A 26,028-nucleotide genomic window follows, 5' to 3' on the forward strand; every position below is an offset into this window, starting at 1 on the left:
CCAAATACTTTAGAAAAATTTAGCTTTCGCATCATACGCGAAAGCTACTATCATTATATCATGAAATATTCAAATGTATTTCATTTTTTATACTTCTGTAATTTCTTTTTCTTTTTCCTCTAACATTTGGTCAATCTCATCAATATGTTGATCGGTTTCTTTTTGCACATCATCTTGATAAGCTCTTAATTCATCTTCCGTAATGTCCCCGTCTTTTTCTAATTTTTTTAACTGGTCATTCGAGTCACGACGGATATTACGTACTTGAACACGCGCGTCTTCCGCATATTTTTTCGTTACTTTCACAAGATCTCTACGGCGTTCCTCAGTTAATGCAGGAATGCTAATTCGAATAACATTACCGTCATTATTAGGCGTTAGACCTAAATCAGCTTTTAAAATCCCTTTTTCAATATTTTCAATAGCTGATTTATCAAAAGGTGTAATGACTAATAATCGCGGTTCAGGTGCTGATACCGTTGACAGTTGGTTTAATGGTGTGTTTGCTCCATAATAATCAACGTACACATTATCTAGAATTGTTGGGTTAGCTCTTCCGGCACGAACAGTTGATAGCTGTCTCGAAAAAGCTTGGGTTGCTTTTGTCATTTTTTCACGGCACTCTTTGACTACTGAATCACTCATGGTAATCCTTCCTCCTAATAATTGTTCCAATATTTTCGCCAGTTACGACACGTCTAATATTGTCTTTATCTAGTATTGAGAATACAATTAAAGCAATATTATTGTCCATACATAACGATGAAGCCGTTGAATCCATAACGCCTAAACCTTCATTTAATAAATCTAAGTATGAGAGCTCTTCGTATTTCATCGCATTTGAATTAATTTGTGGGTCATCATTATAAACGCCATCCACATTATTTTTCCCCATTAAAATTACATCTGCTTCCGTCTCTGCCGCTCGTAAAGCTGCTGTTGTATCTGTTGAGAAATATGGATTTCCCGTTCCGCCAGCGAAAATGACGACACGCTTTTTCTCTAGATGACGAATGGCCCTTCTGCGGATATATGGTTCAGCTACCTGTCTCATTTCAATAGATGTTTGCACTCGTGTTGGTATATCTAAGTTTTCTAAACCATCCTGTAATGCTAATGAGTTCATAACTGTAGCTAACATCCCCATGTAGTCAGCATTAGCGCGATCCATACCGACTTCACTACCTATTTTACCACGCCAAAGGTTTCCTCCGCCAACAACAATTGCAATTTCTACACCTAATTTGTGAACTTCTTTTATTTGCTTAGCAATTGATTTAATAAACTTCGGGTCAATCCCATAACCTTTATCTCCACTTAATGCCTCACCGCTTAATTTAAGAACAATTCTTTTATATTTTGCTGTCGACATAGTTACCTCCGATATGTTTGCAAATTTTATAAGTTTGCTTGAAAAATAGGGAACACATAGTGTCCCCTATTCACGTTCAATGGAAATTGAATTTACTTATTTACTTGGTTCATAACTTCGTCAACAAAGTTGTCATCACGTTTTTCCATACCTTCGCCAACTTCATAGCGAACGAATGATTTAACGGTTGCTCCTTTTGATTCTACATATTGTTTAACTTTTTGATCTGGATCTTTAACAAATTCTTGATCTACTAAACAAATTTCTTCAAAGAATTTTCTTAAGCGGCCTTCCACCATTTTTTCAACGATATTTTCAGGTTTACCTTCATTAAGTGCTTGTTGTTTAAGTACGTCACGTTCTTTGTTCACTTCTTCCTCAGGCACTTCATCACGCGAAACGTAGCGTGGGTTAACTGCAGCGATATGCATGGCAACATCTTTAGCGACTACCTCATCTGTTGTTCCTTCTAAAAGAGTTAAAACGCCGATACGTCCCCCCATGTGAAGGTAAGCACCAAAGGCATCTTGATCACTCTTTTCTACAATTTCAAAACGGCGTAATGAGATTTTTTCTCCGATTTTAGCGATCGCTTCATTAATATATGTTTCAAGTGTATCGCCTTCACCGTGAAGCTTTTGACCCATAGCCTCTTCTAATGAAGCAGGATTTTGGTTAAGTAAATGTGTTGCGATTTCGTTTAATAATGTTTTAAATTGATCGTTTTTAGCAACGAAGTCTGTTTCACTATTTACTTCGATAATAACAGCCTTGTTTCCTTCAGTTACAATGTGCGCAGAACCCTCAGCAGCAATACGATCAGCCTTCTTAGCTGCTTTAGCCATTCCTTTTTCACGTAGAAAGTCTACAGCTTGGTCTAAGTCACCATCAGTTTCTTGAAGTGCTTTTTTACAATCCATCATGCCTGCACCAGTTTTTTCACGTAATTCTTTTACCATTTGTGCTGTAATAGCCATATAAATCCTCCTTAATTTCATCTACTTAATCATCATTATGAGAATAAATAGCTTTGTGAACTACTTGCTTTATGTTTGTATACAATGTTAAAAAAAGGTGATAAAAGGCATCCCCTCTTATCACCTTCACCTTTTACTCTTGCACAGTTTCTGTTTCTTCTTTTTCAGAAGCTTCTTCAGGTGCATCTTCAGTGTCTTGAGTTGTTTCACCTTGTTTAACTTCTAAGATTGCATCTGCCATTTTGGCTGCAATTAGTTTTACGGCACGAATTGCATCATCGTTAGCTGGAATGACATAATCAACTTCATCTGGGTCACAGTTTGTGTCAACCATTGCTACGATCGGAATATTTAATTTATGTGCCTCAGCAACAGCAATGCGTTCTTTACGAGGGTCAACGATGAATAATGCATCAGGTAGTTCATCCATATTTTTAACCCCGCCTAGGAACTTCTCTAAACGTTCTTTTTCTTTAAGAATCATGACAACTTCTTTTTTAGGAAGTACGTCGAAAGTACCGTCTTCTTCCATACGTTCAATATCTTTAAGGCGATTAACGCGTTTTTGAATGGTTTTAAAGTTCGTTAAAGTACCGCCTAACCAACGTTGGTTAACGTAATACATTCCTGAACGGATAGCTTCTTCTTTAACCGTGTCTTGTGCTTGTTTTTTCGTACCAACGAATAACACGCTTCCGCCATCCTCAGCAAGATCTCTAATAAACTTATAAGCTTCATCAACCTTCTTAACAGTTTTTTGTAGGTCGATGATGTAAATGCCGTTACGCTCAGTGAAAATGTATTTTTTCATTTTCGGGTTCCAACGGCGTGTTTGGTGTCCAAAATGAACACCTGCTTCAAGTAGCTGTTTCATTGAAATAACAGACATAACTTAATTCCTCCTATTTTGGTTTTTATCCTCCGCTCGTTTCATAAATGGATCAAAACTTATATTAAATAAGCACCATTGATCAATTTCCACGAACGTGTGTATTCACACCAAAAGTTAATATATCATAACCTTTCTCGACAAGCAAGAACTAATGGTGCATTTTTTGATTAAATTTTACAATCAATTCAACTTCGGTCTTTCCTTTATTTAATTTTTTCGCAATATCTTCAGTTGTATACCCATTTTCATAAAGGTGCATAATTTTGGAATGTAAAGAAGGTTGTTCAACATGGTCTTTGACTTTAACTAATTCGGGCTGGAATAATGATTGCTTATGTGGCTTAGTGTAGTTTTGTGACAATTGAACGGTATCCTGGTTTTCCGTTGCCGAATCCCCTTGAAACTGAAGTGTTTTATGAACTTTAGGGTTCTGATCAATTTCAGAAACCTTTTCGACAAAAGCTTTGTTCTCATCCTTTATTTCTAATAAATATGAGCTAAATAAATCCTCGATTTCCTGAACACGTTGCTCAAAATTCCGTTCACCTTCAGAAGCTTGTTTTATTTTTTGATATAATAAAAAAATTACTACAAACGTGATGCCATGTAATATTAAACTAAACAATAATAAAATACTCTCCATAATTCCCTTCCTTAACGCTATCCAGAATAGTCAATTATTTTACCAAGGTAAGGATGCTTTTCACTTGGTTCATCCTCTGGCTGATTTTTCTTATTAGAAGTAAACGACTCTTGATTAGATCCATGGTCAGAATCTTCATCATGTCTAATTTTATCTTTGTTTTTCGTCTCTAATACCCGTTTCCTTTTTAATTCTGCTTGTTTTATTTGTGACTGAGCTAGTTGTTCTTGAGTTAATTGTCCCCGCTGATTCATCTGATCCTGCAATTGACTAGCATCCTGAGTACGGGGTAAAGCCACCTGTAACTCTACAGCCTTCCAGCTCATGAACAAACATCCTTTCAAATGTTAAATTGCAGAAATTGAAAAATCATTATCCTTAAATACAACTGAGATATACTTTTCCTCTATTGTAAAACGTTTGGAGTATTTACCTGAAACAATTTCGACATTCGGGTAAATTATACCATTAGCCGTCAATTTAATAAAATCTAAATTGTTTTCTTCAGAAATATAAGATTGTTCGTTATTGTATTCACTTTCCAAATCTGTTAAGTTTAATTTCAATTTTTCTAAGGAGTATTTCTGCTTCTCTAACATCTTTTCCTCTTTAGGCGATAATCCTTTCTGTTTTTGTATCATTCTTAGCTGATCACCGAGTTTCTCAAGCTTAGTTATTTGTTCTTTAAAACCTTCTATCTCTTGCTCCATTTGTTGACGTTTTTCTATTTCTTGTTTATTTTCGCCAAGATAGATTCTCGTTTTCGTATTCATTCGATTGCCAACATCACGACAAATCACCTTCTGGCCAGCCGACACAGATCCTCCCACGATGTTACCTCGTTGACAATGAACTGTTTCTCTAGCTGTCACAGTGCTATGAAAAATTGACTGATCAACGATAATATTTCTACCTGCATTTAAATTACCTTGATTAACATTTTTAATATGTATATCTAGCCCTGCTTGGATAGAACCTTCCCCTAATCCTACCAATGCTTCTCGAACAAAAACAGAACCACCCGCCTCTAATGAAGCAGCTTCAACTAAACCATATACGGTTATATCCCCTCTGGCCTTTACTGAAAAGCCCTCCGGCACATCACCTTTAATTAAAATTGAACCATTAAAATCAACGTTACCTGTGTGTAAATCTAATGATTGAGACACTTCATATAATGGTAAGACGCGAATGTCTTTCTGAGTAACCGAAACTTTGCCATCGTCAGTCGCATAAAACGATTGATCACTCTCTTTGAACGTCGTATTTTCCCCTGCTTTTATATGGACGGGTTTCCCTGGTTGTGGGGCTAATGCTTCGCCGAATATATTTTTTCCCGGTACCCCTTCTGTTGGATTGATGGCGGTTGCTAATCGGTTCCCTGTTTCAACCTTAGGTATTTTCATAATCTCTTTAAAATCAACCGAATGTTGACCATTTATCATCATTTTTACATCAAGGTCAACATGAAATTCCATATAACCGTCCTGCCCTTTAACAGGCTCTAAACCTTCTGCAATAACGACTGGAAAAAGATTTTCTTGAAATTGGTTAATCATGTCTCCAATTTCTACTTCTTTAATGCCAAACACAATATGCTGGTCATGGATAAAATCAATAATGGTTTCTTTATTTAATAATGCTAGATCTAATTCATTCATATAATCATTTTCCAAATCAAGCGTGGCAAGCATTTTACTGCTTGAAACATTGATAGTAAAAACTCTACTTAAATCCACGGTATCCACTCCTGCTCCCAAATTTTATGTTATACCGAGTTTACATAACTAATTTATCGATAACTGTTTTCGTAATTTGACAATGGATTGACTATGTATTTGAGAAATTCTCGATGTCGACAGGCTTAATACTTCGCCAATTTCGGTAAACGTTAATTCTTCCTTGTAAAATAAACTGATGACGAGCTGTTCCTTTTCATTCAACTCTGTAATCTTTTCAGTTAATTCCTCTATGTTTTCCTTCTTCTCCAACGTTTCATGCGGAGAATGACCTTCTTGATCTGGGATTGTATTTCTTAAATTCTCTCTCTGTTCATCATCCGATTCTGTCGTTTTATCTTCTATCGATAGTAAGTTAGCAAAAAGCGTATCTTTTAAAATATGTGCCACTTCATCCTTACTCATATTTACCTGTTTTGCTACTTCTTCTATTGTTGGGGTTCGGTACAAGGCTTGTTCTAACTCCTCATAGGTTTGCTCGATTAACTTCGATTTATCTCTAACAGATCGCGGAAGCCAGTCTTCTTTTCTGAGGCCGTCTATAATGGCACCACGAATACGGAAGGATGCATATGTATCAAACTTTAGATCTCGACTCGTATCAAACTTTTCTAACGCGTCAACTAACCCCATAAAAGCCAGGCTTTTGACATCTTGTTTGTCAACATTTTTAGGTAAATGCGCAAACATTCGGTTAACCTGATAATCAACAATAGGCATATAATGTTCAACTAACAGGTTACCCGCTTCTTGATCTTTCTTCTTTTGCCATTTTTCCCAAAGTGAATCTACAGATAAGGAAGTTTGTTTCATACTAAGTACCCCCGCGATAACATTCTTGTTGAACCTTACAGATTAAATATAAGTGACGCCTTCATAAACAGTACGAATTTTTAACAGATTGGTATCCGTATCAAATTCGATTGAGCGGCCTTTATGACCACCAACATCTTTAGACAAAATCGGTATAGATTCGTGCGTTAATATCTTTTCAATAGCGACGATATTTTTGTGACCGATGCGCATATTTTCATTTTTTGATGCAAGGTTGAACATTTGTGCTCCACCCGCCATCTTAGCTTTTAGGTTACATTTAATGCTACCTTTTTCCTCCATCAACTTAATTAACGCATTTATTCCCGTGTCTGCAAATTTACCAGGTTTAGTTACCTCAGTACGTGATAAGGACGAATCTGGTAGCATAACATGAACTAACCCTGCTAATACCTGCTGTTCATCATACAATACAAGTCCTACACACGAGCCTAAGCCTGAGGTCGATATCTTTTGCGGCTGCCTTACTACATTTAGATCTGCAATACCAACTTTTACTTTATCCATTACATGTTCCATGTTTTATTGAACTCCTAATAATTCAAATATTCTATGAAACGCACCTGGATCAGGTAATAAAAAGAAATGCCCTTTAATCTCGTCATCAAGCTGATCTGAGCTAAGTACGGTTTCAATTAGAATTACTTGATCTGATACAGTTGATGTTTCGATTAAGCCTTGTGATATCAAGGCTCCAACCATGTCGATTGCGGCATTAGGAACTAATTGATATAAGTTGGCACTAATAAAGTCGGATAATGCTCGTAAGTATGAACCTGTTAAGATATTACCAAGCTCTAAAAACGCTGATATCGCGATATCATTATCATCTGATAATAATGATTGGTTAGGGTCTTGTGTTAACATTTGGACAAATTGATCCGCGTTTTCTGGTGAGATTAAGAAAAAAACATTGCCCGAAAATTCACCTTCAAATTCTACTAAAAGCGCAGCTTGAACTTCTTCTGCTCCGCCCGCTAAATTCATAGCGTCGTCAAATGAGACAATGTTAACGACCGGTACATTCATATGAATCGGCGTGTTCAACAGATTCGATAAAGCAGTCGTTGCATTTCCAGCCCCAATATTACCGATTTCTTTCAGCAAATCTAAATGTATTTGGCTAAATTTTGATAATTCGGTCATCGTTAGTCCCTTTCTTAGATTTTAATCAACAGTAGATAAAGACTCTTTTTCATCCATTGATAAAACTTTTTCTAAATTTAGTAAGATTAATAAACGATTGTTGTCCTTAGCCACACCTCGAATATAATCAACCTCGACAGATCCAATGACTTCAGGAGGAGGTTCAATCGAATCTTCAGGTAAATCAACGACATCCTTGGCACTATCTACAATTAATCCAACATCCTTACCATCAAAATGTACGATAATAATACGTGTCTGATCTGTGAATTCAGCAGCATCCATCTGAAAACGTTCCCTTAAATCTATAATGGGTGTCACAACACCACGTAGATTAATAACACCTTTTATAAAGCTTTGCGTATTAGGTACTCGTGTGATTTGTTGGACCCTTTCGATGGAACCGACTGTATCAACTGGAACTCCATAATACTCATCTTTTAACTGAAATACGATCATTTTCGATTGATTTGACGTAGTTTCTAACATGAAAATCCCCCTATTTAATTAAAGCGTTTGTATCAACTATTAAGGCAACTTCTCCATCTCCTAAAATGGTAGCACCAGATATAGCAAAAACATCCTTTAAGTATTGTCCTAAATTTTTAAGCACGATCTCTTTTTGTCCGATAAAGGAATCAACAACTAACCCAGCCATCTGATCACCTTTTCGTACAATGACGACTGAATAGTAATCATCCGCATTATCCTGATCTTGTTCGACCGCAAACACTTCTTTCAAATGGACTAATGGCACGATGTTTCCTCTGAAATCGATAACTTCTCGTCCACGAGCTTTGTAGATTTCTTTTTTATGAATAACAGCTGTTTCAATAATGGATGATAGCGGTACTGCAAATGTTTCATCCTTCAATACGACTAATAAAACTGAAATAATCGATAAGGTTAATGGTAGTTTAATAGAAAAGGTTGTGCCTTCTCCATACTCCGAATCTATTTCAATTGTTCCACCGAGTGATTCAATCGTGTTTTTAACGACATCAAGTCCAACACCTCGTCCTGAAATATCCGATATTTGATCTGCTGTTGAAAATCCGCTTGCCATAATTAGTTCAAATATTTGACGATCATTTAAGTTGGAAGCTTGTTCATTAGTTATGATGTCATTCTTTAACGCCTTTTGTAAGACCTTATCTTGGTTAATACCTCCACCATCATCTTTAATTTCTACAAAGACATGGTTTCCACTGTGATAAGCCTTTAAAATTAATCGACCTGTTTCAGATTTTCCTGAGGCAGCTCTTTTTTCAGGTGTTTCAATCCCATGGTCCACCGCATTACGTATTAAGTGAACTAATGGATCACCGATTTCATCAATAACCGTTCGATCGAGTTCTGTTTCGGCACCCTCAATTTGAAAATCAATCTTCTTACCTAAATCCCGAGCTAAATTCCTTACCATGCGTGGGAAACGGTTAAACACCTGTTCAATCGGTACCATTCGCATCGTTAAAATGACATTTTGTAAATCGCTTGAAATACGAGTCATCCGTTCAACTGTTTCACGAAAGTCTTGATGTTCAATTTCTCGTGAGATTTGTTCGAGACGCCCACGATCAATAATCATTTCTTCAAATAGATTCATCAACGTATCTAAGCGTTCAATATTAACTCGTATTGTCTTATTTGAAACAGCTTTTTGTCGTTTCGGACTATCTGTTTCCTCCGACTCTTTCTCAGGTTTAGCTTCAGTTGTTGCTGAAACCTCTTCTTCAGTTGTACCTTCTTCTTCAGAACGGATACGACTAGAGTCAAAAGCTTTAATTTGAACATCTTTCACTTCTGATACCTTATAGATTTTTGCCTTAATTGCCTCATCATCTTGCTCTGATACAACAATGATGTCAAAGGTTTCATCAAATTGTTCATCCTCTAATTGTTCAACGGTTGGAATGGATTTTATGACTTCACCTGATTGTTCAAGGACTTCAAATACCATATACACTCTAGCTGCCTTTAGTAAACAATCTTCCGCTAGGGAGACACTGATGTGATAGACATGTTGACCTTGAGATAGTGCTTCTTCTAAAACAGTCTGCTCGAATTCATCCAATGAAATATCGCTTGATAATTGGGTTGCTGTTTCACTTTTAGGTGATTCGTTTTCTCCAACCGCTTCACCCGATTCAATAGCCTTTAGCTGACCAACAATGGCTTGGACATCTTTTTTTCCATCGCCACCGTTAGAAATATCAGAAATCATATCCTCCAATGCCTCAACAGAATCAAAGAGGACATCTAAGATTGACGTCGACACATTAATTTGTTCATTTCGAATAGCATCAAGTACGTTTTCAAGTTTATGTGTTAAATCGGCTAAATCCTCAAACCCCATTGTTGCTGACATACCTTTTAAGGTATGAGCTGCTCTAAAGATATCATTCACAATAGATAAATCATCAGCATTTTTCTCTAAATCAAGTAGTCGGTCATTTACAACCTGTAAGTTTTCCGTACTTTCATCGATAAATACTTCTAAATATTGATTCGTATCCATCAGTGTATTCCCCCTTAGTCATTTTACTAATCTAGTTAAAGCAATTGCCATTTGATCAATTGGTAAAATAGAGTCTGCTCCAACCTTTTCAACGATTGATCGAGGCATGCCATAAATAACAGCCGTTTTTTCAGATTCAGCCATGAGGTAATTCGAATCCGTTTTTTCTTTCAGTTCCTTTGCTCCTATTGTTCCATCGTTCCCCATACCCGTTAAAACTAACCCAATGTGATTAAATCCTGATATATTGGCTAGCGATTGAAATAGTTCATTAACAGATGGGCAGTGACTGCTTATCGTTTTCGTTTGATCTAATACAGTTACTAATGATGAGTTTTTATTTTCTACTCTCAGATGGTAGCCACCTGGCGCTACATAAGCAAACCCCTCTTTTAACAATTCTCCGCTCGTTGCTTCCTTTACCGTTATATTCGATATACGGTTTAAACGATCAGCTAGAGACTTTGTGAATCTTGGTGGCATGTGTTGTACGATTAAAATCGGTGCTGGAAAGTTTTTTGGAATGTCTTGTAAAAGGGTTTGTAAAGCTTTGGGTCCCCCTGTTGATACGCCGATTGACACGATGAATTGTTGATATTTAAAGTTCGGTGTTGTTTGTTTGAGTTCTACTTTTTCATCAAGCTGATATTTATAAATATTGGCTTGTGAAGCTGCTTTAATTTTTTGGACAAGCTCTTGCTGTACATTTTCTATATCTAATGAAATAGGCCCTGATGGTTTAGACAAGAAATCTACTGCACCGAATTCAATAGACTGAATCGTGCTATTCGCACCTTCAACGGTTAGGCTTGATAACATAATTACGGGAACTGGAATATCACGCATGATTTGTTTTAATGCTGTAAGCCCGTCCATCACCGGCATTTCGACATCTAGTGTCACAACATCCGGGTTAAACTGTTTAATCTTCTTGATCGCAACTTCACCATTACGTGCTGTATCTACCACTTCCAGGCCGTCAGCTTCGTTAATCATATCGGATATCATTTTTCTCATGAATGCTGAATCATCGACGACGAGTACCCGTATGTTGTTCATGTTCTATTCTACCTTTCTTTTAAAAAGTGACTTTAATTTACTAACAAACATCATGTCATTTGAATTAGTTGAATCAATTAATTCATTTTTTTCCTTCAAATAATCAAGAACTAGTTTGGCCATCATTTTACTGACTCTAGATCGGCTGTTAATAAGATAATATGGCATTTGATCCTTAACCGCCTTAATCACAGCAGGATCATCTGGTAAGCTTCCAAGTAATTTTATTTCATAGGATAGAAAATTGTTAACTGCTGCTCGAAGCCGCTCATAAACTAGAAACGCTTCATTTATATTAGAAACGCGATTAACCAATAAAGAAATATTAACCTGCTCGCGGTCAAGAACTATATGTTTAATCGCGGCATAGGCATCTGTTATCGACGTCGGTTCCGTCGTTGTCACGACAAAACATTCATCTGCGGCAGATATAAAAGCCATATGCTCCTCTGACATACCTGCACCCAAATCAAAAATGATATAATCATAGGTCTCTGTAACGGTCCCTAACTGTTCTAAAAAGTATTCAAATCGTTCAATATTTAAGTGAAAGAAATCCGTTAAACCTGTACCGGCCGCAATATAAGATAAATTAGTAGGTCCATGTTCGATGATATCCTCGATATTTAATCTTTCTTCTAGCAAAGATGTCAACGTATGCTTAGGATACATTCCTAGTAAAATATCAATATTGCCCATGCCAATGTCTAAGTCAAAAATTAATACCTTTTTCCCTTGCTTACTTAGACAAATGGCGAAATTTAGTGCGAAGCTTGACTTTCCTACACCACCCTTCCCACTAAAAACAGCTATCGTATGAGCCTGCTGTTTTTCCCCATGTTCTCGATTTACTTTTTTCCTTAACTCATAAGCTTGATCCTTTACCATTCCTTTTCACCTACTATCAAGTCAGCGATTAACTCAGGTGTCGCTTCTTGAATGTCGTCTGGTACACTTTGTCCAAAAGTAATATAAGATATTTTAAATTTGTATTTCTTCCATAAATTATAAATCGTACCGAACTGTGATGTCTCATCCGCCTTAGTAAAAATAACGCGATCGATGTTTAGCTTGGAAAACCTTTGAAAAATTTGATCTAAGTCTTTCTGTTTCGAAGTTAAAGATAAAACACAATAAATTTCCTCATTTTCGCCAAAGGTCACAAAGTCTTGAATTCGGTTTATATATTCGTCTTTAAGATAATTTCGTCCAGCAGAGTCGATAAAAACGATATCGTAATCTTTAAATTTCTCTTTTGCTTTTTCAAAATCTTGTAGATTATAAGCAACCTCAACTGGTACATTTAAAATCTTGGCATAGGTTTTCAATTGATCAATGGCAGCTATTCGATATGTATCTAACGTTATAAAAGCAATACGCTTACCACTAGCAATTGAAGACGATGCCGCAAGCTTAGCAATTGTTGTCGTTTTACCGACCCCTGTAGCTCCCAATAAGTATATCCATCTTGCTTTGCTGTCATGTTTTGAAAAAGCATTATCATCTTTTAGTTTTGTTAAAAAGTAATGTTTAACGTAAGTCATAAGCGATTGCGGATCATCATTATGTTTTGAATAATATTGCTCTAATAAAATCGGTACGACCTCGTTAATGACAGAATGGTTTAATTCTTGATTCTCTAGTTGACTATGTATGTTTTGTATCGGCAAAGGCAGCATAGTTTTTTTGGTTTCTTGTTGATTTAATTGCGTTTTTAATGCTTTAATTTCTTTTAAGATGTCATCATTGGATTCTCTAGCATTGTTAACCGGTTGTCGAACCTCAAACGTTTCTTTAATCGGCCTTTTAATCCTGTTAGTTTGCGGTTCAATGCCAGGATTAGGATCCACCGCTGCAAAGACCTCAATATACTTTTTTCGAAACAACCCTAAGAAACCTCTTGTTCGTTGTTCGCGTGAGTTTAAAATAACAGCGGATTGCCCTAAATCTTGACGAACCACCTTCATGGCTTCAGGCATTGTTGGTGCTGTATATTTTTTCACCTTCATGATACATTCACCACCCCTGCACTCTCGACATCAGCATCCGGTTCTAATTCATTATATGATAGGACAACAACTTCTGGTAGAAAACGGCTAATTAATTGTTTCACATACATTCGAACAGCTGGTGAGCATAGAACGATTGCGGCAGATTCTTGAACGAATGCACGATTGGTTTCTTGGTTAATAGCTTCAATCATCGCCTGCTGTTGTTCTGGGTCAAGGTTTAAAAAATTGCCGTGTTCTGTTTGTTGAATGTTATCAACGATTAATTTTTCTAGATGTGGTGACAACGTTACAACCTTCATGATGCGATCGTCGTTCATATACTGTTTGGTAATCTGAACCGATAAGGATTGTCGACTATATTCAGCTAATAAGTCTGTGTCATTGGTGAGTTTTCCGTAATCAGCCAATGTTTCAAAGATAGTAGGTAAATTACGGATAGCCACTTGTTCATCCAACAATTTACCAAGTATTTTTTGAATATCCCCAATCGATAATGGTTCTGGGGTTACTTCTTCAACCAGTATTGGATGACTCTCTTTTAGGTGATCGATTAATTGTTTTGTTTCTTCCCGGCCTAATAATTGGCTGGCATGCTTTTTAATCACTTCGGTAATGTGCGTCGAGACGACTGACGGTGGATCAACCACCGTGTAGCCCGATAATTCGGCTTCATCCTTCACCTCTTCATTAATCCACTTAGCAGGTAAGCCGAACGCGGGTTCAAGCGTATCGATCCCATCGATTGTATCGTCCTCAATATCTGGACTCATCGCTAAATAATGATTTAAGTACAATTCACCCTTAGCTACTTCATTTCCTTTAATTTTTAATTGGTATTCATTCGGATTGAGTTGAATATTATCTCGAATTCTGACAACTGGAATTACCATACCCAGCTCTAGTGCGAGCTGACGTCTAATCATGACAATTCGATCTAATAAATCTCCGCCTTGGTTTGTATCAGCAATTGGAATCAAAGCATAACCAAACTCAAACTCAATCGGATCAGTATTTAATAGTTGAACCACACTTTCTGGTGATGACATTTCTTGAGAGGTTTCTTCTTCGTCATCAACAAAATCATCTACTTCTTCCTGACGCTGCTGAGCTGAATCTAAATAAAAGCCACCAATACCTAATGCGGCAGCAATCGACGTGGTAAGGCCAAAATTAATTGGTGTTAGTCCGAGTAAAAAGATAGCTCCAGCTGCTACATATAATAATTTAGGATATCTAAATAATTGCGCCGTGACATCATAAGATAAATTACCCTCCGCTGCAACACGTGTTACGATTATGCCGGTCGCTGTCGCAATTAATAAAGCAGGGATTTGTGAAACTAATCCATCCCCTACGGTCAAACGCATAAAGACATCGACCGTTTGAGTAAACGAATAGCCAAATTGCGTCATCCCGATTATAAAACCAAATATTATGTTAACAAGAACAATGACGATACCAGCAATCGCATCCCCTTTTACGAACTTACTAGCACCATCCATCGCACCATAAAAATCAGCTTCATTCTCTATCTTTTCACGTCGTTCTTTCGCCTGTTGTTCTGTAATTAAGCCTGCGTTTAAGTCAGCATCAATACTCATCTGTTTACCTGGCATCGCATCTAATGTAAAACGAGCCGCCACTTCTGATACACGTTCAGCACCTTTAGTGATCACGATAAATTGAATGACAACTAAAATCAAAAAGATAACGAAACCGACAAACGTACTACCACCCGTTACAAAGTTACCAAATGTATCGATAACCCCACCGGCTTCGGCATTTGATAAAATTGATCTTGTCGTTGAAACGTTTAATCCTAATCGAAATAACGTTAATAATAATAGTAATGATGGAAAAATAGCAAAATCTAAAGGTTCTTTCGTATTCATCGCAACCAGGATTACAATTAAGGCTAATGAAATGTTCATTAGAATAAGAAAGCTTAATAAACCACCTGGTAGCGGAATAACTAACATGATAACTATTAGTATGACACCTATTAATACAGATAAGTCTCTCGCTGACATAACATTACCTCGCTTCACTACTACGCTTTACGCTGCACACTGTAGACATAAGCTAAAACCTCTGCTACAGCCTGGAAAAATTCCTCTGGGATTTCATCACCCAATTCAACAGCTTGATATAAACCCCGTGCCAAAGACCGATTTTCCAAGGTTATCACATCATGGGCTTTGGCAATTTCCTTGATCTTAAAAGCGATATAATCAACACCCTTTGCCACAACAAATGGTGTATCCGACTTGGCCTCTTCATATTTAATCGCAACCGCAAAATGAGTTGGGTTCGTGATGACAACGTCCGCCTCAGGAACCTCACTCATCATTCGTTGCTGCGCCATTTGCCTTTGTTGTTCTTTTATTCTCGACTTAATTAATGGATCCCCTTCAATGTTTTTATGTTCATCTTTTACATCCTGCTTAGACATACGAATGTTTTTTTCGTAATCATAACGTTGGTATAAATAATCAGGAATAGCTAAAAACATTAAAACTAATGATGAGGCAATCCCCATCCATACCGTTAACTGACCAAAGAATGCAATAGATTCATTGACACTTTTCATCGAGAGAAGCATCATATCATCTTTATTAATCCAAATAATTGTAAAACAAACGGCACCTATAGCTAAGATTTTAAGCATCGACTTTAAAAACTCTACTAAAGCCCGAGCTGAAAAAATTCGTTTAAAACCTTTAATCGGGTCGACCTTTTTTAAATCAAATTTAATCGCCTCAGTCGAAAATAAAAATCCAATTTGTATGTAATTAGCTAAAAAAGCTGCCACAATAGCGACTGCCATAATTGGGAGTACGAGTTTAACAGCCTCAACAGTCATTTGGAACATGATGGATTCAATATTAGAAGCTGTTAATTCCCAATGAATAAATTCTGTAAAGCTATATGTATACATGCCCGTTAGAATCTCACCCATAAAAGATCCAAAAACGATCAAAAACATGAAGACTATAAAAAGCATAACCGACGTATTGACGTCTTGACTTTTTGCTACTTGGCCCTTTTTTCTAGAGTCTTGACGTTTCTTTGGAGTCGCTTTTTCAGTTTTTTCTTGATTAAAAAATTGTAAATCTAAACGCAATGGCTTCATTATTTATGACCCACCCAAAATCCGCATTAGATCTCTCATAGCAACTAGCATATAGTCAAACAAATTCGTGATTAAAACGTAAAAGAAACTAAAAAAGATTAATAAAACCGCAAAACTAACTAGTATTTTTAATGGTAAGCCAACGACAAATACGTTAACCTGTGGGACAGTTCTTGCGATCATACCCAGGGCAATATCGACTAAAAACAGCATCCCAACGATTGGAATCGACATTTGAAAGGCAATCGCGAACATTTGCCCAAATGTCTTCATAATAAATTCCGGGAACGATTCACTTGAAATATTAATGAGTTCATTAATCTCGATAAATTGATAGCTATAATAAATCCCATCTAATAACAAATGATGAGCATCTGTAGCCACTAACAATAACAAGGTAAAAATATAAAAATACTGACCAATGATCGGGCTTTGTACACCGGTTTGTGGGTCTACGATATTGGCAATTGCAAACCCCATTTGGAAATCAATAAAGCCACCCGCAATCTGAACAGCTGAAAGAATAATATAAGCCAATAACCCAATGAATAGGCCAACTGTAATTTCTTTTAGTAGCAAAATGACAAAAAATCCATCGAATATGAGCACCGGTATATCAACAACGAAATACATAACCCATGTTAAAAGAATGACAAACGCAACTCGGTGGTTCATCGGAATCGATCGATATGAAAAAAACGGAACCATCATAAAAAATCCAGATAATCTAGCAAATATTAATAGGATTCCGGGTAATCTAGTTAAATCTAAAGCTTCAATCATGTTAACCCACTACTCGACTTATGTTGTTAAAAATACTAATCGTAAACTCAATCATTCGTTGCAGCATCCAAGGCCCAAAAAAGACGATTCCAACAAATACAGCTATAATTTTTGGTATAAAGGCTAAGGTTTGTTCTTGAATCTGTGTCGTCGCTTGAAAAATACTAACTAACAGACCGACAGCCAGTGCTAGTAATAGGAGTGGACCTACCACGATTAAAATCGTATAAACCCCTTGTTCTGCTAAAGCTATAACTGTATCTGCACTCATCATTTACCTACTTTCTATGAAAAGCTTTCTAATAATGAATGGGTAATTAAATACCAACCGTCTACGATGACGAATAACAAAATTTTAAATGGTAACGAAATCATAACAGGCGGTAACATCATCATACCCATCGACATTAATACACTCGCAACAGCCATATCAATTACTAGAAAAGGTATAAATATCATAAATCCCATTTGAAAGGCTGTTTTTAATTCACTAATCGCAAAGGCTGGAATTAGAGAAGTTAATGGTATATCATTTACACTTTCAGGACGCTCAGCCCCTGAATAATCTAAAAATAGTGCCAAATCCTTTTGCCTCGTATGCTTCGACATAAACTCTTTAAAAGGTAAGGCCGCACGTTCATAAGCTTCGTCCAATGAAATTTCTTCATTGAACATCGGCTCTAATGCTTCATCGTAAACTTCCCCGAATGTCGGTGCCATAATAAAAAATGTTAAGAACAAGGCTAAAGCAATTAAAACTTGGTTCGGTGGCATTTGCTGTGTCGCCAAAGATGTTCGTACAAATCCTAGTACAATGACTATTCTTGTAAAACTCGTTAACAAGATTAATAGACTAGGCGCTAACGTCAGAACGGTTAATAAGAGTAATAATTGTACAGCTGTTGATATGTTTTCAGGATCATTATTGGAAAAAAGAGAGACAAAATCAGCCATCGTGATCCTCATTTCTATTTTGATAACGTTTTAACATTCTTTCTCGCGTGTTTTTCATCGATTGTAATTCAGATTGAAACTGACGTTTTGTTTCCTGCTCTTGATACGGATTCTTATGACGGTTTTGAAAGTTTTTTAATATTTTTTGAAAAGACATCGAATCCTGTTTGTTAACATCATAAGTCGATGTAATATCCTCAATCGTACTAGGATCATCGATTTCAGTTATTAATTGAACATCTTCGCCTACCCCGATTAAATAGTACTGATTACCGACACGAATTATTTGAACTGATTTATTAGAACCAAGCCCTAAACCACCAATATTCTCTAAAGAGCGACTCTGTTGATAGATTCGACTTCGTTTTTGTATAAACTTTAGTAAGAAGTAAATTAAAGCTAATACAAATATGAGCGCAACAATCATTTTGAGAAAATCTAAAAATAATGAACGATCTTCTTGTACAATTGGAGCGGATTCATTATCATCGGTGTTTCCTTCACTAGCAGGCTCCTCTTCTCCTACTCCTTCAGTTTCATCAGAAGGGTTTTCTCTAGAGCCTTCATCTGACACCGGCTCTTCTTGATTATCTTGTTGATTAAACCACTCATCAACATTGTCGCCATTATCCGTCATCGCATTGGAAGTTAACATCCAACTGGAGTGACATAACGTGATGACAAGCATAAGTATGATTGCTTTAAGTAACTTTTTCATGCGAACCTACCCTAACTGCGTTTATTCTAGTACCTTTTTAATAGCTTCAAGGACACGATCGGCCTGAAATGGCTTGACAATAAAGTCTTTTGCACCGGCTTGAATGGCATCGATAACCATAGCTTGTTGACCCATAGCCGAGCACATGACCACTTTTGCCTCAGGGTCATCGCTAACGATTTCCTTTAAGGCGGTAATGCCATCCTTTTCAGGCATCGTGATATCGAGTGTGACCAGGTCTGGGTTTAGCTCATTATATTTTTCTAGAGCTTGTACGCCATCTTCTGCTTCTCCTACAATCTCAAATCCATTCTTTTCCAAAATATCTTTAATCATCATGCGCATAAATGCAGCATCATCTACAACTAAAATTTTCTCTCCCATTATGATCCCCCTCTATTATCTTAATTTTTTTAATCGATCGCTCTGGTTTAAAATATCTGTCACTCTAACACCAAAGTTTTCATCAATGACGACTACTTCACCTTTAGCGATTAACTGATTATTGATCAGAATATCAACCGGCTCCCCAGCTAATTTATCAAGCTCTAAAATCGAACCTGTATTTAGTTCTAAAATCTCTTTAATCGACTTTCTCGTTCTTCCAAGTTCTACTGAAATATTTAATGGAATATCCATCAATAATTCCAGGTTTCGATGCTCTTTTGATGTCACATGAGAAGCATCTCTTGGAAACTCAGAAAATTGAGCGGATTCAACTGAATCTAAGGTATCTTGTTGTTCTTTATGACTACCCAATGCTTGAGCCTCACTTTGCTGTAATTGTGGTTCAACTGCTTCTTGTTGTTTAGCAGGTGCAGGTTCACTCGCTTCACCCTGATCGTCAACAGAATCTGCAAATTCTTGAGAATCTGCTGTAAGAATTTGTTTAACATAGTCTTTTGTAAAGTCAATTGGCATTAATTGCATAATGCTAGAATCAATTAAGTCTCCAACCTTTAGCTGGAAAGAAGCCTTAACAAAATGATCCTCGTTTGGAATGTAATCCATTCCCTCACCTGTTTTAACATCAAAAACTAATGTTTTAGGAGGTGAGATATCGACTTTTTTGTTAAAAACAGATGACATACTAGTGGCTGCAGAGCCCATCATTTGGTTCATCGCTTCCTGGACAGCACTTAACTGTATTTCTCCCAATTCTTCGTTAGGATTGGTTCCATCCCCACCTAACATAAGATCAGCAATAATCGCTGCATCATGGTTTTTAATAATAAATAGATTAAATCCTTCGAACCCATCCGTGTAATCAACGATCACGGCTACATGCGGCGTTGGGAATTCATCTGTTAGGTTATGGTTACCAACCATACCAACAGTCGGTGTTGTAATTTCTACCTTCTGATTCAATAACGTTGATAAGGTCGTGGCTGAACTTCCAAACGAAATATTCCCTAATTCACCGATGGCATCCACTTCCATTGTCGAAAAGTGATCTTCCAATGGGGGACTGTCTGTTTGTACGGATTGATTCGATGCACTTGATTCAGATTCTGCTGAATCATCGCCCTGTCCTCCACTTAATAAGGCATCTATTTCTTCTTGGGACAGCATATCGTCTTTATTGCTCATCATCTTCCCCCCTAAATTCATCGATTATTTGAACCGCTAAGCTTTGCTTACGCTTACCCGGCTGCACATAAAACTTCGGTTCCTCATTGGCCATTAATAATAATGGATCATCAATTTTTTGATTTAAAGCAATGACATCGTTATGAGCGAGATTTAAAAACTCTTCTATTGAAATAGTAGACTGGCCGAGTAATACTTTGGCATCCAGTTCCACATGTTTAATATTTTTCGATAACCGATCATAATGCTCTGGTTTTATCTCTTTAATCTGATTTTGCATCCAATAATGCATAGACAACTTAGAAATAATCGGTTCTAAAACGATATGTGGGATACAAATATTAATCATCCCTGTTGATTCACCAACCGTTGTATTCATCGTAATTACAACTACAGTTTCGTTTGGTGAAACTAGCTGAACAAATTGTGGGTTAACCTCTAAATCCTCAAGGGCTGTATCAATTTCAACCATTGATTCCCAAGCTTCTTCTAAAGATTGCATCAAGCTCTCAAACGTACGACTCATAATACGAGATTCAATTTCCGTTAAATTTTCAATCTTATTCATTCCGTTCCCTTTTCCGCCCAACGTCCGGTCGAGGATGGAATAACCGATATTAGGATTAACTTCAAATAATAGCCTTCCTTCTAACGGAGATACGGAAAAGATATTAAGAATCGTTCGTTTCGGAACCGAGCGAATAAATTCTTCATAAGGAATTTGTTCAACCGAAACTAAGGATATATTGACAAATGTCCTTAGCTGCGCCGATAAGGCCGATGTCATTAAACGAGCAAAGTTTTCATGTATTCTTGTTAAGCCTCTAATTTGGTCTTTAGAAAACCTCAAGGCCCTTTTAAAATCATAAACCTTTACTTTTTGTTCAGTTTCTTCTTGTTTTAATTCATCTGCATCCATTTCACCACTTGAAATGGCGGAGAGCAGTGCGTCTATTTCCCCTTGGGATAAAACATCTTCTGACAAATCAATCACCCCCATACCGGAGAGTTAGTCTTGATCAAGGCTGTAATACTTTTTCAACGATCACAACATCAGTAACAAGACCATCTTCTAATATTTGATTGAGTTTTAGTTTAAGAGATTCTTCAACATTTTCTAATCCTGAACGAAAATCATTTGTTTCTTTAACCGTTAATGTTTTTATTATCGCGTTTTTGAGTTGAAAACTTTCGCCTTTTTGTAAATATTCCATAGCATCTTCTTCGTCCGTAATGATTCGGAATCTTATTTTGACAAATGTGCCATCCGATAAATCGGTGGTTATCTCTTCTGTTTCGAATGAGTTTTCAACTTTTTCATCAATTGATGGTTCTGCAGCCTCAACATTAGACGAATCAAGATATAAGAGAGCGATAATGGCTACAACACCAACTAGAGTTAAGGTGATCAATGAAGTCATCATGATTTTAACTGGTCTACTCATCATCCATCACTTCTTTCCTTACTAGGTTTACTAAACCTATTTTTTGATAAAACGCATTGACTAAATCGATAACCTCCGGAACTGATTCTTTAACAAAGTGTTTTTTCCCATTTGTTAACGTGATTGTTGTATCCGGTAAAGATTCTATCTTTTCAATGTATAAGGCATTGATGACAAACTGTTGATTATTTAATCGAGTTACATAAATCATAATGGGACAGGGGCTGCCATATCAGCCCCTATACCTCCCTTACTTATCGTTTTAAGTTGACGAGTTCTTGAAGGATTTCATCTGATGTTGTAATAACTCTTGTATTCGCTTGGAATCCACGTTGAGCTGTGATCATTTCTGTGAATTCCTCCGCTAAGTCAACGTTGGACATTTCTAATGCACCTGCGAAAACACCGCCAACACCTTCAGTACCTGGTGCGTATAAGTCAGCATACTCATCAAAGTTGCCATCTCCATCTGTCACAACACCTGCATTGTTTGTCATTTTATATAGATTGCTACCTACTTTTTCTAAACCTCCTGGATTTGAAAAATTAGCGAGCATTACTTGACCAGCAACTTTAGCCTGTCCATCGGCATCAACATAGTTGACTGCACCATCACCACTGATGCTAAAGCTTTGAGCATCTTCGGGGATTTTGATCCGGCCTGTTTCATCAGCTAACTCACTTAATTCTTCTGCTTGTCCAGTACTACTATCTATTTCTTCATCATAATCACCTACTAAATATTGTCCATTTGGATTAACAATATAACCATCATCATCTAAATAAAAGTTCCCAGCACGTGTAAAGCTAACATTATCATCTTCAAGGTCTATAGAATCAGTAGTTCCACCACTCGTTTTCTCAGCAACGACAAACATGCCATCACCTTCTATCGCAAGATCTAACGGACGATTCGTTGTTTGACGGTTCCCTTGCGTATGAATATTATCAATACTTCCCGTTGATACACCTAAACCAACCTGCATGGGGTTACGACCCCCTAAAATAGTTTCTCCATCATCTTGAACCGGTGCAGTCGCTGCTTGCATAGTTTGGCTCATTAAATCCGAAAACGTTAATCGACCCTTTTTATATCCGAACGTATTAACATTGGCAATATTATTTGATACAACATCTAATTTCGTTTGGAATCCTCCCATTCCAGAGATTCCGGTATACATTGAACGTAGCATTTAAACATTTCTCCTCTCATTTTATAAGTTGTGTACTGCATCCATCGGTCAGCAGTACGAAGGCCTCCAATTTGGTCCAGCCTTAATCTTGTAAAATAATCGTTCCATTCACATTGGTTACTAATTGATCTTCAGCTTCATTTCGGTCCATCGCTGTAATAATCGTATTGTTCTTCGTACTTGCGACTAATACAGCATCGCGTAATACGATCACTGAATCTGTAACACCTTTTTGTTTTGCTTCATTCATTTTACTTGTGATTTGTTGCCATTTTTGCTCATCAATTTGAATACTTCGTTCATTCAAGCGCTGTTGAGCATGCTTACTAACTTTAATGTCTTGACTAGCTTGTTCTAGAAAGCTTTTAAACGACTTTGTCGGTGCTTCATTTTTCGTAACAGGCTTCGGATTTAAGGGTAAAGGCTGATGTATTGGATTAATTTTGTTGTTCATCTGTACCCACCTCAGTTTCCTCAGTTGTTGATGATTCTTCCGTTGCACCCTCTGACGCTTCCGTTACTTGGTAAGCGTTAAGGGCATTAACCAAGTCACCATTTTCCATGCTTAAAAAAATGTTCTGACCCTCTCGTTTTACGGAAACAACTTGCGATTGACTCTCCTCAATCTCTCCTTCTTCATTTTCTAGAACATAACTCACTTCTTTCCCAATCAAATTCGAATATTGTAGGAAGTTCGTGTTATTTTGCTGCTGAAACATCTTTTCAAAATTACTTGAAAGATTAGTCAATTGCTCAAGTTGAGAGAAAGATGCCATCTGATTGACAAATGCTTTATTATCCATTGGTGATAAAGGATCTTGGTTTTGAAGCTGTGTCATGAGAATTTTTAAGAAGGCGTCTTTATTAAGGCTAGATCCTCCCTCTCGTACTTGGTTTTGATTAGATAAGTACAATGAGCTGTCTTCAACCTTCAACCGTTACACCTCCTCTTCAAATAAATAATCTTTAAATGATTTGTCCTGTTGATCATCGGATGAATCAGATGGGTCATGGTCTTGTTCTTGCTGATTTTCTTCTTGTTGTGATTGATCATCATCCATAAATTGCTGCGTGTAATCTGTATTGGCCTGTTCAACCTGTCGCTCAATCACGACCTGGTTTGGAGAAAACATGTGTCTTAATTGGTGAAGGTTTTGTTCTAACATTTCCTTAGCACCTTGGGCCATAACAGAAATCTTAACCGTCATTTGACCATCAATTTGCGTAAATCTAATCATCATTTCACCTAGATTTGATGGCTTTAATTGAATCGAGAGTTGATTTTTCCCACCAACCTTACCAAACCTTGTCGTTTGAATTAGCTCTTGTAGTTGATCAATCATTTGTTGCTGATTAGAGCTTTGAATGACATGTTGACTTGGTCGTGTGTGATGAATCATGAGCTGTTCCTGTCGCGTCATATGAGAATTTAATTGCATCGTCTCTAGCGGTAACACTTTTTGAGATGGTTGGCTTTGATCAGAGACTTGTCTGACAAAAAAATTCAAATTTGATTGGTCCATCGTTTTTTTGGAGCCTTGCAACAATTGTTGAATCGAGTCGACAAGTTTTGTTGCCACTACTTCTGCTTGTTTGCTCATCTGACTCGTGCTCATTTGAATCGACTGTTGGTTATTCGATGACTGTGTCATCTGCTGATTGTTTTTATGAGTTTGTAATCTCGTCAACAGTTCTTGCCATTTTTGTGTCCATTCTTTTGGGATCATCGAATCTTTTAGGTTATTAGCTAAATTTTGTTGGTTTTGTGTCTGTTCATTCAATTGACCTAAAGCACTTAAGATTTTAGCTAGTAATGCTTCACCTTGTTGAATATTCTTCGCATTCGGTTGTATTAGTGATTCTTGATTTTGTGAATACGATTGATCAATGTGTTGCAAAATGAATGCTCCGATGAATTGTAGTAACTGTTCTTGATTATGAAATAAATCATGATTCTTTAATAAATCATCGTTCTTTAATAAATCATGGTTCTTTAATGAATCATCGTTCTTTATTGAATCTTGTTGATGTAATAAATCATGATTGTCCAAAACATTCTGCACAATTTCATCTAATGCTTCGGTAAATTGTTCTCCGGTTAGATTAGATAACTGACTTAATTGCTGGATCAATTGGTTGGAAAACTCATCAGGCAATTGTTCAACTTCACCATTTTCCAGATCCGATAATAATTTAGCTAAGTCCTTACCCAGTAACTCCTTTAACTGTGCCAAAATGTCCGTACTTTGCTCTGTCTGCACCAAATGTTTCTCACCATTGATTGATAATTGGCTAAACAACTGTTGAAAAGCGTTTGATTGGTTTGTTGACGCTTGGCTTTTATTTTGAGTCATCGGCATCCCATTCATCAATAAGGCAGTCAAAACGGTCGCGTTCACTTATCTCACCTCCTTTCAAGTATTAATAAAAAAATATATTAATTGGAATTACTAAATAAATCATTTGAGAATAACGCAGCATCCTCTGCTTCCATTGAGCTAAGGATTTCACCACGAACTTCATTAGGCATTGCCACTAACACTTTTATCGCTAATGAATGGTCCATTTCTATTAAGATATTAGCCGCTTGTGTTGCTTCCATTTCGGCAAATGAACTAGATAATTTCGAAACAGCTTCTTCTTCCTTAATGCGATTATCTTCTTGTTCTGCTAGCAGGTCTTCGAATTCTGAAATTTGTTGTTGTAACTCCTCTATGTTTTGATCCTTTTCAGAAATTTGCGCTTCTAGATTTTCAATTTTTGCTTCTTGGTCCTTGACAAGTGCTTCATACTTGGCAATGTTTTGTTCCTCTTCTTCCTCTTCTGGGTCATCGACTACACCTGATAAAAAAGGAACTTGACTGCCAAATTCTTGTACCTTTTGGAATGGGTTAACGCCTGCAATCGTTGAGATAACTAAAGCTAGCGTAGTCGCAAATAAAATTGGAATAATGACGACAAAGAAAAACCATTGAAATTTATTTGTTTGTTTTGTTTCTTGATTAATACTAGCCATTTAA

The 26,028-nt window shown here is 36.9% G+C and carries 31 protein-coding genes; all 31 read right to left on the reverse strand.

The window, feature by feature from the left end:
* Positions 1-87: 87 nt before the first annotated feature.
* The 31 genes from frr to BLP77_RS03170 all read right to left on the reverse strand — a co-directional run bounded on the left by frr (position 88) and on the right by BLP77_RS03170 (position 26,024).
* Positions 88-645, reverse strand: a complete 558-nt coding sequence (gene frr / locus BLP77_RS03020) for a ribosome recycling factor (RefSeq protein WP_093855640.1) — start codon at positions 643-645, stop codon at positions 88-90.
* Positions 638-1,372 (reverse strand): UMP kinase, encoded by a 735-nt coding sequence (pyrH, locus tag BLP77_RS03025; RefSeq protein WP_093855641.1) that lies wholly within the window; start codon positions 1,370-1,372, stop codon positions 638-640. Before pyrH ends, frr begins: the two co-directional genes overlap by 8 nt.
* Positions 1,373-1,464: 92 nt before the next feature.
* Positions 1,465-2,349: a translation elongation factor Ts gene (gene tsf, locus BLP77_RS03030; RefSeq protein WP_093855642.1), complete on the reverse strand. Its 885-nt coding sequence runs from the start codon at positions 2,347-2,349 to the stop codon at positions 1,465-1,467.
* Positions 2,350-2,482: 133 nt separating this feature from the next.
* The gene (rpsB, locus tag BLP77_RS03035; RefSeq protein ID WP_093855643.1) at positions 2,483-3,238 is read right to left on the reverse strand and encodes a 30S ribosomal protein S2; all 756 of its coding nucleotides are present in this window, start codon (positions 3,236-3,238) and stop codon (positions 2,483-2,485) included.
* A 151-nt stretch (positions 3,239-3,389) separates the two neighbouring features.
* Positions 3,390-3,884 (reverse strand): DUF6115 domain-containing protein, encoded by a 495-nt coding sequence (locus tag BLP77_RS03040; protein WP_093855644.1) that lies wholly within the window; start codon positions 3,882-3,884, stop codon positions 3,390-3,392.
* Positions 3,885-3,901: 17 nt separating this feature from the next.
* The gene (locus BLP77_RS03045) at positions 3,902-4,210 is read right to left on the reverse strand and encodes a hypothetical protein (RefSeq protein ID WP_093855645.1); all 309 of its coding nucleotides are present in this window, start codon (positions 4,208-4,210) and stop codon (positions 3,902-3,904) included.
* A 21-nt stretch (positions 4,211-4,231) separates the two neighbouring features.
* Complete coding sequence (locus BLP77_RS03050; protein ID WP_093855646.1) at positions 4,232-5,623, reverse strand: flagellar assembly protein A; 1,392 nt, start codon at positions 5,621-5,623, stop codon at positions 4,232-4,234.
* 48 nt (positions 5,624-5,671) lie between these two features.
* Complete coding sequence (locus BLP77_RS03055) at positions 5,672-6,436, reverse strand: FliA/WhiG family RNA polymerase sigma factor (RefSeq protein WP_093855647.1); 765 nt, start codon at positions 6,434-6,436, stop codon at positions 5,672-5,674.
* Positions 6,437-6,478: 42 nt separating this feature from the next.
* Entirely contained in the window at positions 6,479-6,976 is a 498-nt protein-coding gene (locus BLP77_RS03060; protein ID WP_093855648.1) for a chemotaxis protein CheD, read from the reverse strand.
* Between the two features lie 3 nt (positions 6,977-6,979).
* Positions 6,980-7,603: a chemotaxis protein CheC gene (locus BLP77_RS03065; RefSeq protein WP_093855649.1), complete on the reverse strand. Its 624-nt coding sequence runs from the start codon at positions 7,601-7,603 to the stop codon at positions 6,980-6,982.
* A gap of 21 nt (positions 7,604-7,624) precedes the next feature.
* Positions 7,625-8,092: a chemotaxis protein CheW gene (locus tag BLP77_RS03070; RefSeq protein WP_093855650.1), complete on the reverse strand. Its 468-nt coding sequence runs from the start codon at positions 8,090-8,092 to the stop codon at positions 7,625-7,627.
* A 10-nt stretch (positions 8,093-8,102) separates the two neighbouring features.
* Positions 8,103-10,121: a chemotaxis protein CheA gene (locus tag BLP77_RS03075; protein WP_093855651.1), complete on the reverse strand. Its 2,019-nt coding sequence runs from the start codon at positions 10,119-10,121 to the stop codon at positions 8,103-8,105.
* A gap of 18 nt (positions 10,122-10,139) precedes the next feature.
* The gene (locus BLP77_RS03080) at positions 10,140-11,180 is read right to left on the reverse strand and encodes a protein-glutamate methylesterase/protein-glutamine glutaminase (protein WP_093855652.1); all 1,041 of its coding nucleotides are present in this window, start codon (positions 11,178-11,180) and stop codon (positions 10,140-10,142) included.
* A gap of 3 nt (positions 11,181-11,183) precedes the next feature.
* A complete protein-coding gene (locus BLP77_RS03085; RefSeq protein WP_093855653.1) occupies positions 11,184-12,068 on the reverse strand; it encodes a MinD/ParA family protein in 885 nt (294 codons plus the stop codon).
* Entirely contained in the window at positions 12,062-13,189 is a 1,128-nt protein-coding gene (gene flhF, locus BLP77_RS03090; RefSeq protein ID WP_093855654.1) for a flagellar biosynthesis GTPase FlhF, read from the reverse strand. Before flhF ends, BLP77_RS03085 begins: the two co-directional genes overlap by 7 nt.
* Entirely contained in the window at positions 13,186-15,222 is a 2,037-nt protein-coding gene (flhA, locus tag BLP77_RS03095) for a flagellar biosynthesis protein FlhA (RefSeq protein WP_093855655.1), read from the reverse strand. Before flhA ends, flhF begins: the two co-directional genes overlap by 4 nt.
* 20 nt (positions 15,223-15,242) lie before the next feature.
* Positions 15,243-16,325: a flagellar biosynthesis protein FlhB gene (flhB, locus tag BLP77_RS03100; protein WP_093855656.1), complete on the reverse strand. Its 1,083-nt coding sequence runs from the start codon at positions 16,323-16,325 to the stop codon at positions 15,243-15,245.
* Between the two features lie 3 nt (positions 16,326-16,328).
* Positions 16,329-17,108 (reverse strand): flagellar biosynthetic protein FliR, encoded by a 780-nt coding sequence (fliR, locus tag BLP77_RS03105; protein ID WP_093855657.1) that lies wholly within the window; start codon positions 17,106-17,108, stop codon positions 16,329-16,331.
* A 1-nt stretch (position 17,109) separates the two neighbouring features.
* Positions 17,110-17,379, reverse strand: a complete 270-nt coding sequence (gene fliQ / locus BLP77_RS03110) for a flagellar biosynthesis protein FliQ (protein WP_093855982.1) — start codon at positions 17,377-17,379, stop codon at positions 17,110-17,112.
* Positions 17,380-17,393: 14 nt separating this feature from the next.
* Positions 17,394-18,062, reverse strand: a complete 669-nt coding sequence (gene fliP / locus BLP77_RS03115; protein ID WP_093855658.1) for a flagellar type III secretion system pore protein FliP — start codon at positions 18,060-18,062, stop codon at positions 17,394-17,396.
* A complete protein-coding gene (locus tag BLP77_RS03120; RefSeq protein WP_093855659.1) occupies positions 18,055-18,780 on the reverse strand; it encodes a flagellar biosynthetic protein FliO in 726 nt (241 codons plus the stop codon). Before BLP77_RS03120 ends, fliP begins: the two co-directional genes overlap by 8 nt.
* A gap of 21 nt (positions 18,781-18,801) precedes the next feature.
* Entirely contained in the window at positions 18,802-19,164 is a 363-nt protein-coding gene (locus BLP77_RS03125) for a response regulator (protein WP_093855660.1), read from the reverse strand.
* A gap of 15 nt (positions 19,165-19,179) precedes the next feature.
* Positions 19,180-20,370, reverse strand: a complete 1,191-nt coding sequence (gene fliY, locus BLP77_RS03130) for a flagellar motor switch phosphatase FliY (protein WP_093855661.1) — start codon at positions 20,368-20,370, stop codon at positions 19,180-19,182.
* Positions 20,360-21,355, reverse strand: a complete 996-nt coding sequence (fliM, locus tag BLP77_RS03135; RefSeq protein WP_093855662.1) for a flagellar motor switch protein FliM — start codon at positions 21,353-21,355, stop codon at positions 20,360-20,362. The genes fliY and fliM overlap by 11 nt, the downstream gene beginning before the upstream one ends.
* Before the next feature lie 34 nt (positions 21,356-21,389).
* Positions 21,390-21,815: a flagellar basal body-associated FliL family protein gene (locus BLP77_RS03140; protein ID WP_093855663.1), complete on the reverse strand. Its 426-nt coding sequence runs from the start codon at positions 21,813-21,815 to the stop codon at positions 21,390-21,392.
* The gene (locus BLP77_RS03145; RefSeq protein ID WP_093855664.1) at positions 21,808-22,026 is read right to left on the reverse strand and encodes a flagellar FlbD family protein; all 219 of its coding nucleotides are present in this window, start codon (positions 22,024-22,026) and stop codon (positions 21,808-21,810) included. Before BLP77_RS03145 ends, BLP77_RS03140 begins: the two co-directional genes overlap by 8 nt.
* A gap of 43 nt (positions 22,027-22,069) precedes the next feature.
* Positions 22,070-23,008 carry a flagellar basal body rod protein FlgG gene (gene flgG, locus BLP77_RS03150; protein WP_093855665.1) on the reverse strand — a complete coding sequence of 313 codons (939 nt, stop codon included), beginning with the start codon at positions 23,006-23,008 and terminating at the stop codon, positions 22,070-22,072.
* Positions 23,009-23,090: 82 nt separating this feature from the next.
* Complete coding sequence (locus BLP77_RS03155) at positions 23,091-23,462, reverse strand: TIGR02530 family flagellar biosynthesis protein (RefSeq protein WP_093855666.1); 372 nt, start codon at positions 23,460-23,462, stop codon at positions 23,091-23,093.
* Entirely contained in the window at positions 23,446-23,943 is a 498-nt protein-coding gene (gene flgD, locus BLP77_RS03160; protein WP_093855667.1) for a flagellar hook assembly protein FlgD, read from the reverse strand. The genes BLP77_RS03155 and flgD overlap by 17 nt, the downstream gene beginning before the upstream one ends.
* Positions 23,944-23,946: 3 nt before the next feature.
* Positions 23,947-25,407: a flagellar hook-length control protein FliK gene (locus BLP77_RS03165; RefSeq protein WP_093855668.1), complete on the reverse strand. Its 1,461-nt coding sequence runs from the start codon at positions 25,405-25,407 to the stop codon at positions 23,947-23,949.
* Positions 25,408-25,445: 38 nt separating this feature from the next.
* Complete coding sequence (locus BLP77_RS03170) at positions 25,446-26,024, reverse strand: MotE family protein (RefSeq protein ID WP_093855669.1); 579 nt, start codon at positions 26,022-26,024, stop codon at positions 25,446-25,448.
* Between the last annotated feature and the right edge of the window lie 4 nt (positions 26,025-26,028).

This window comes from Tenuibacillus multivorans, from assembly GCF_900103915.1.
Classification (GTDB): Bacteria; Bacillota; Bacilli; order Bacillales; family Alkalibacillaceae; genus Tenuibacillus; species Tenuibacillus multivorans.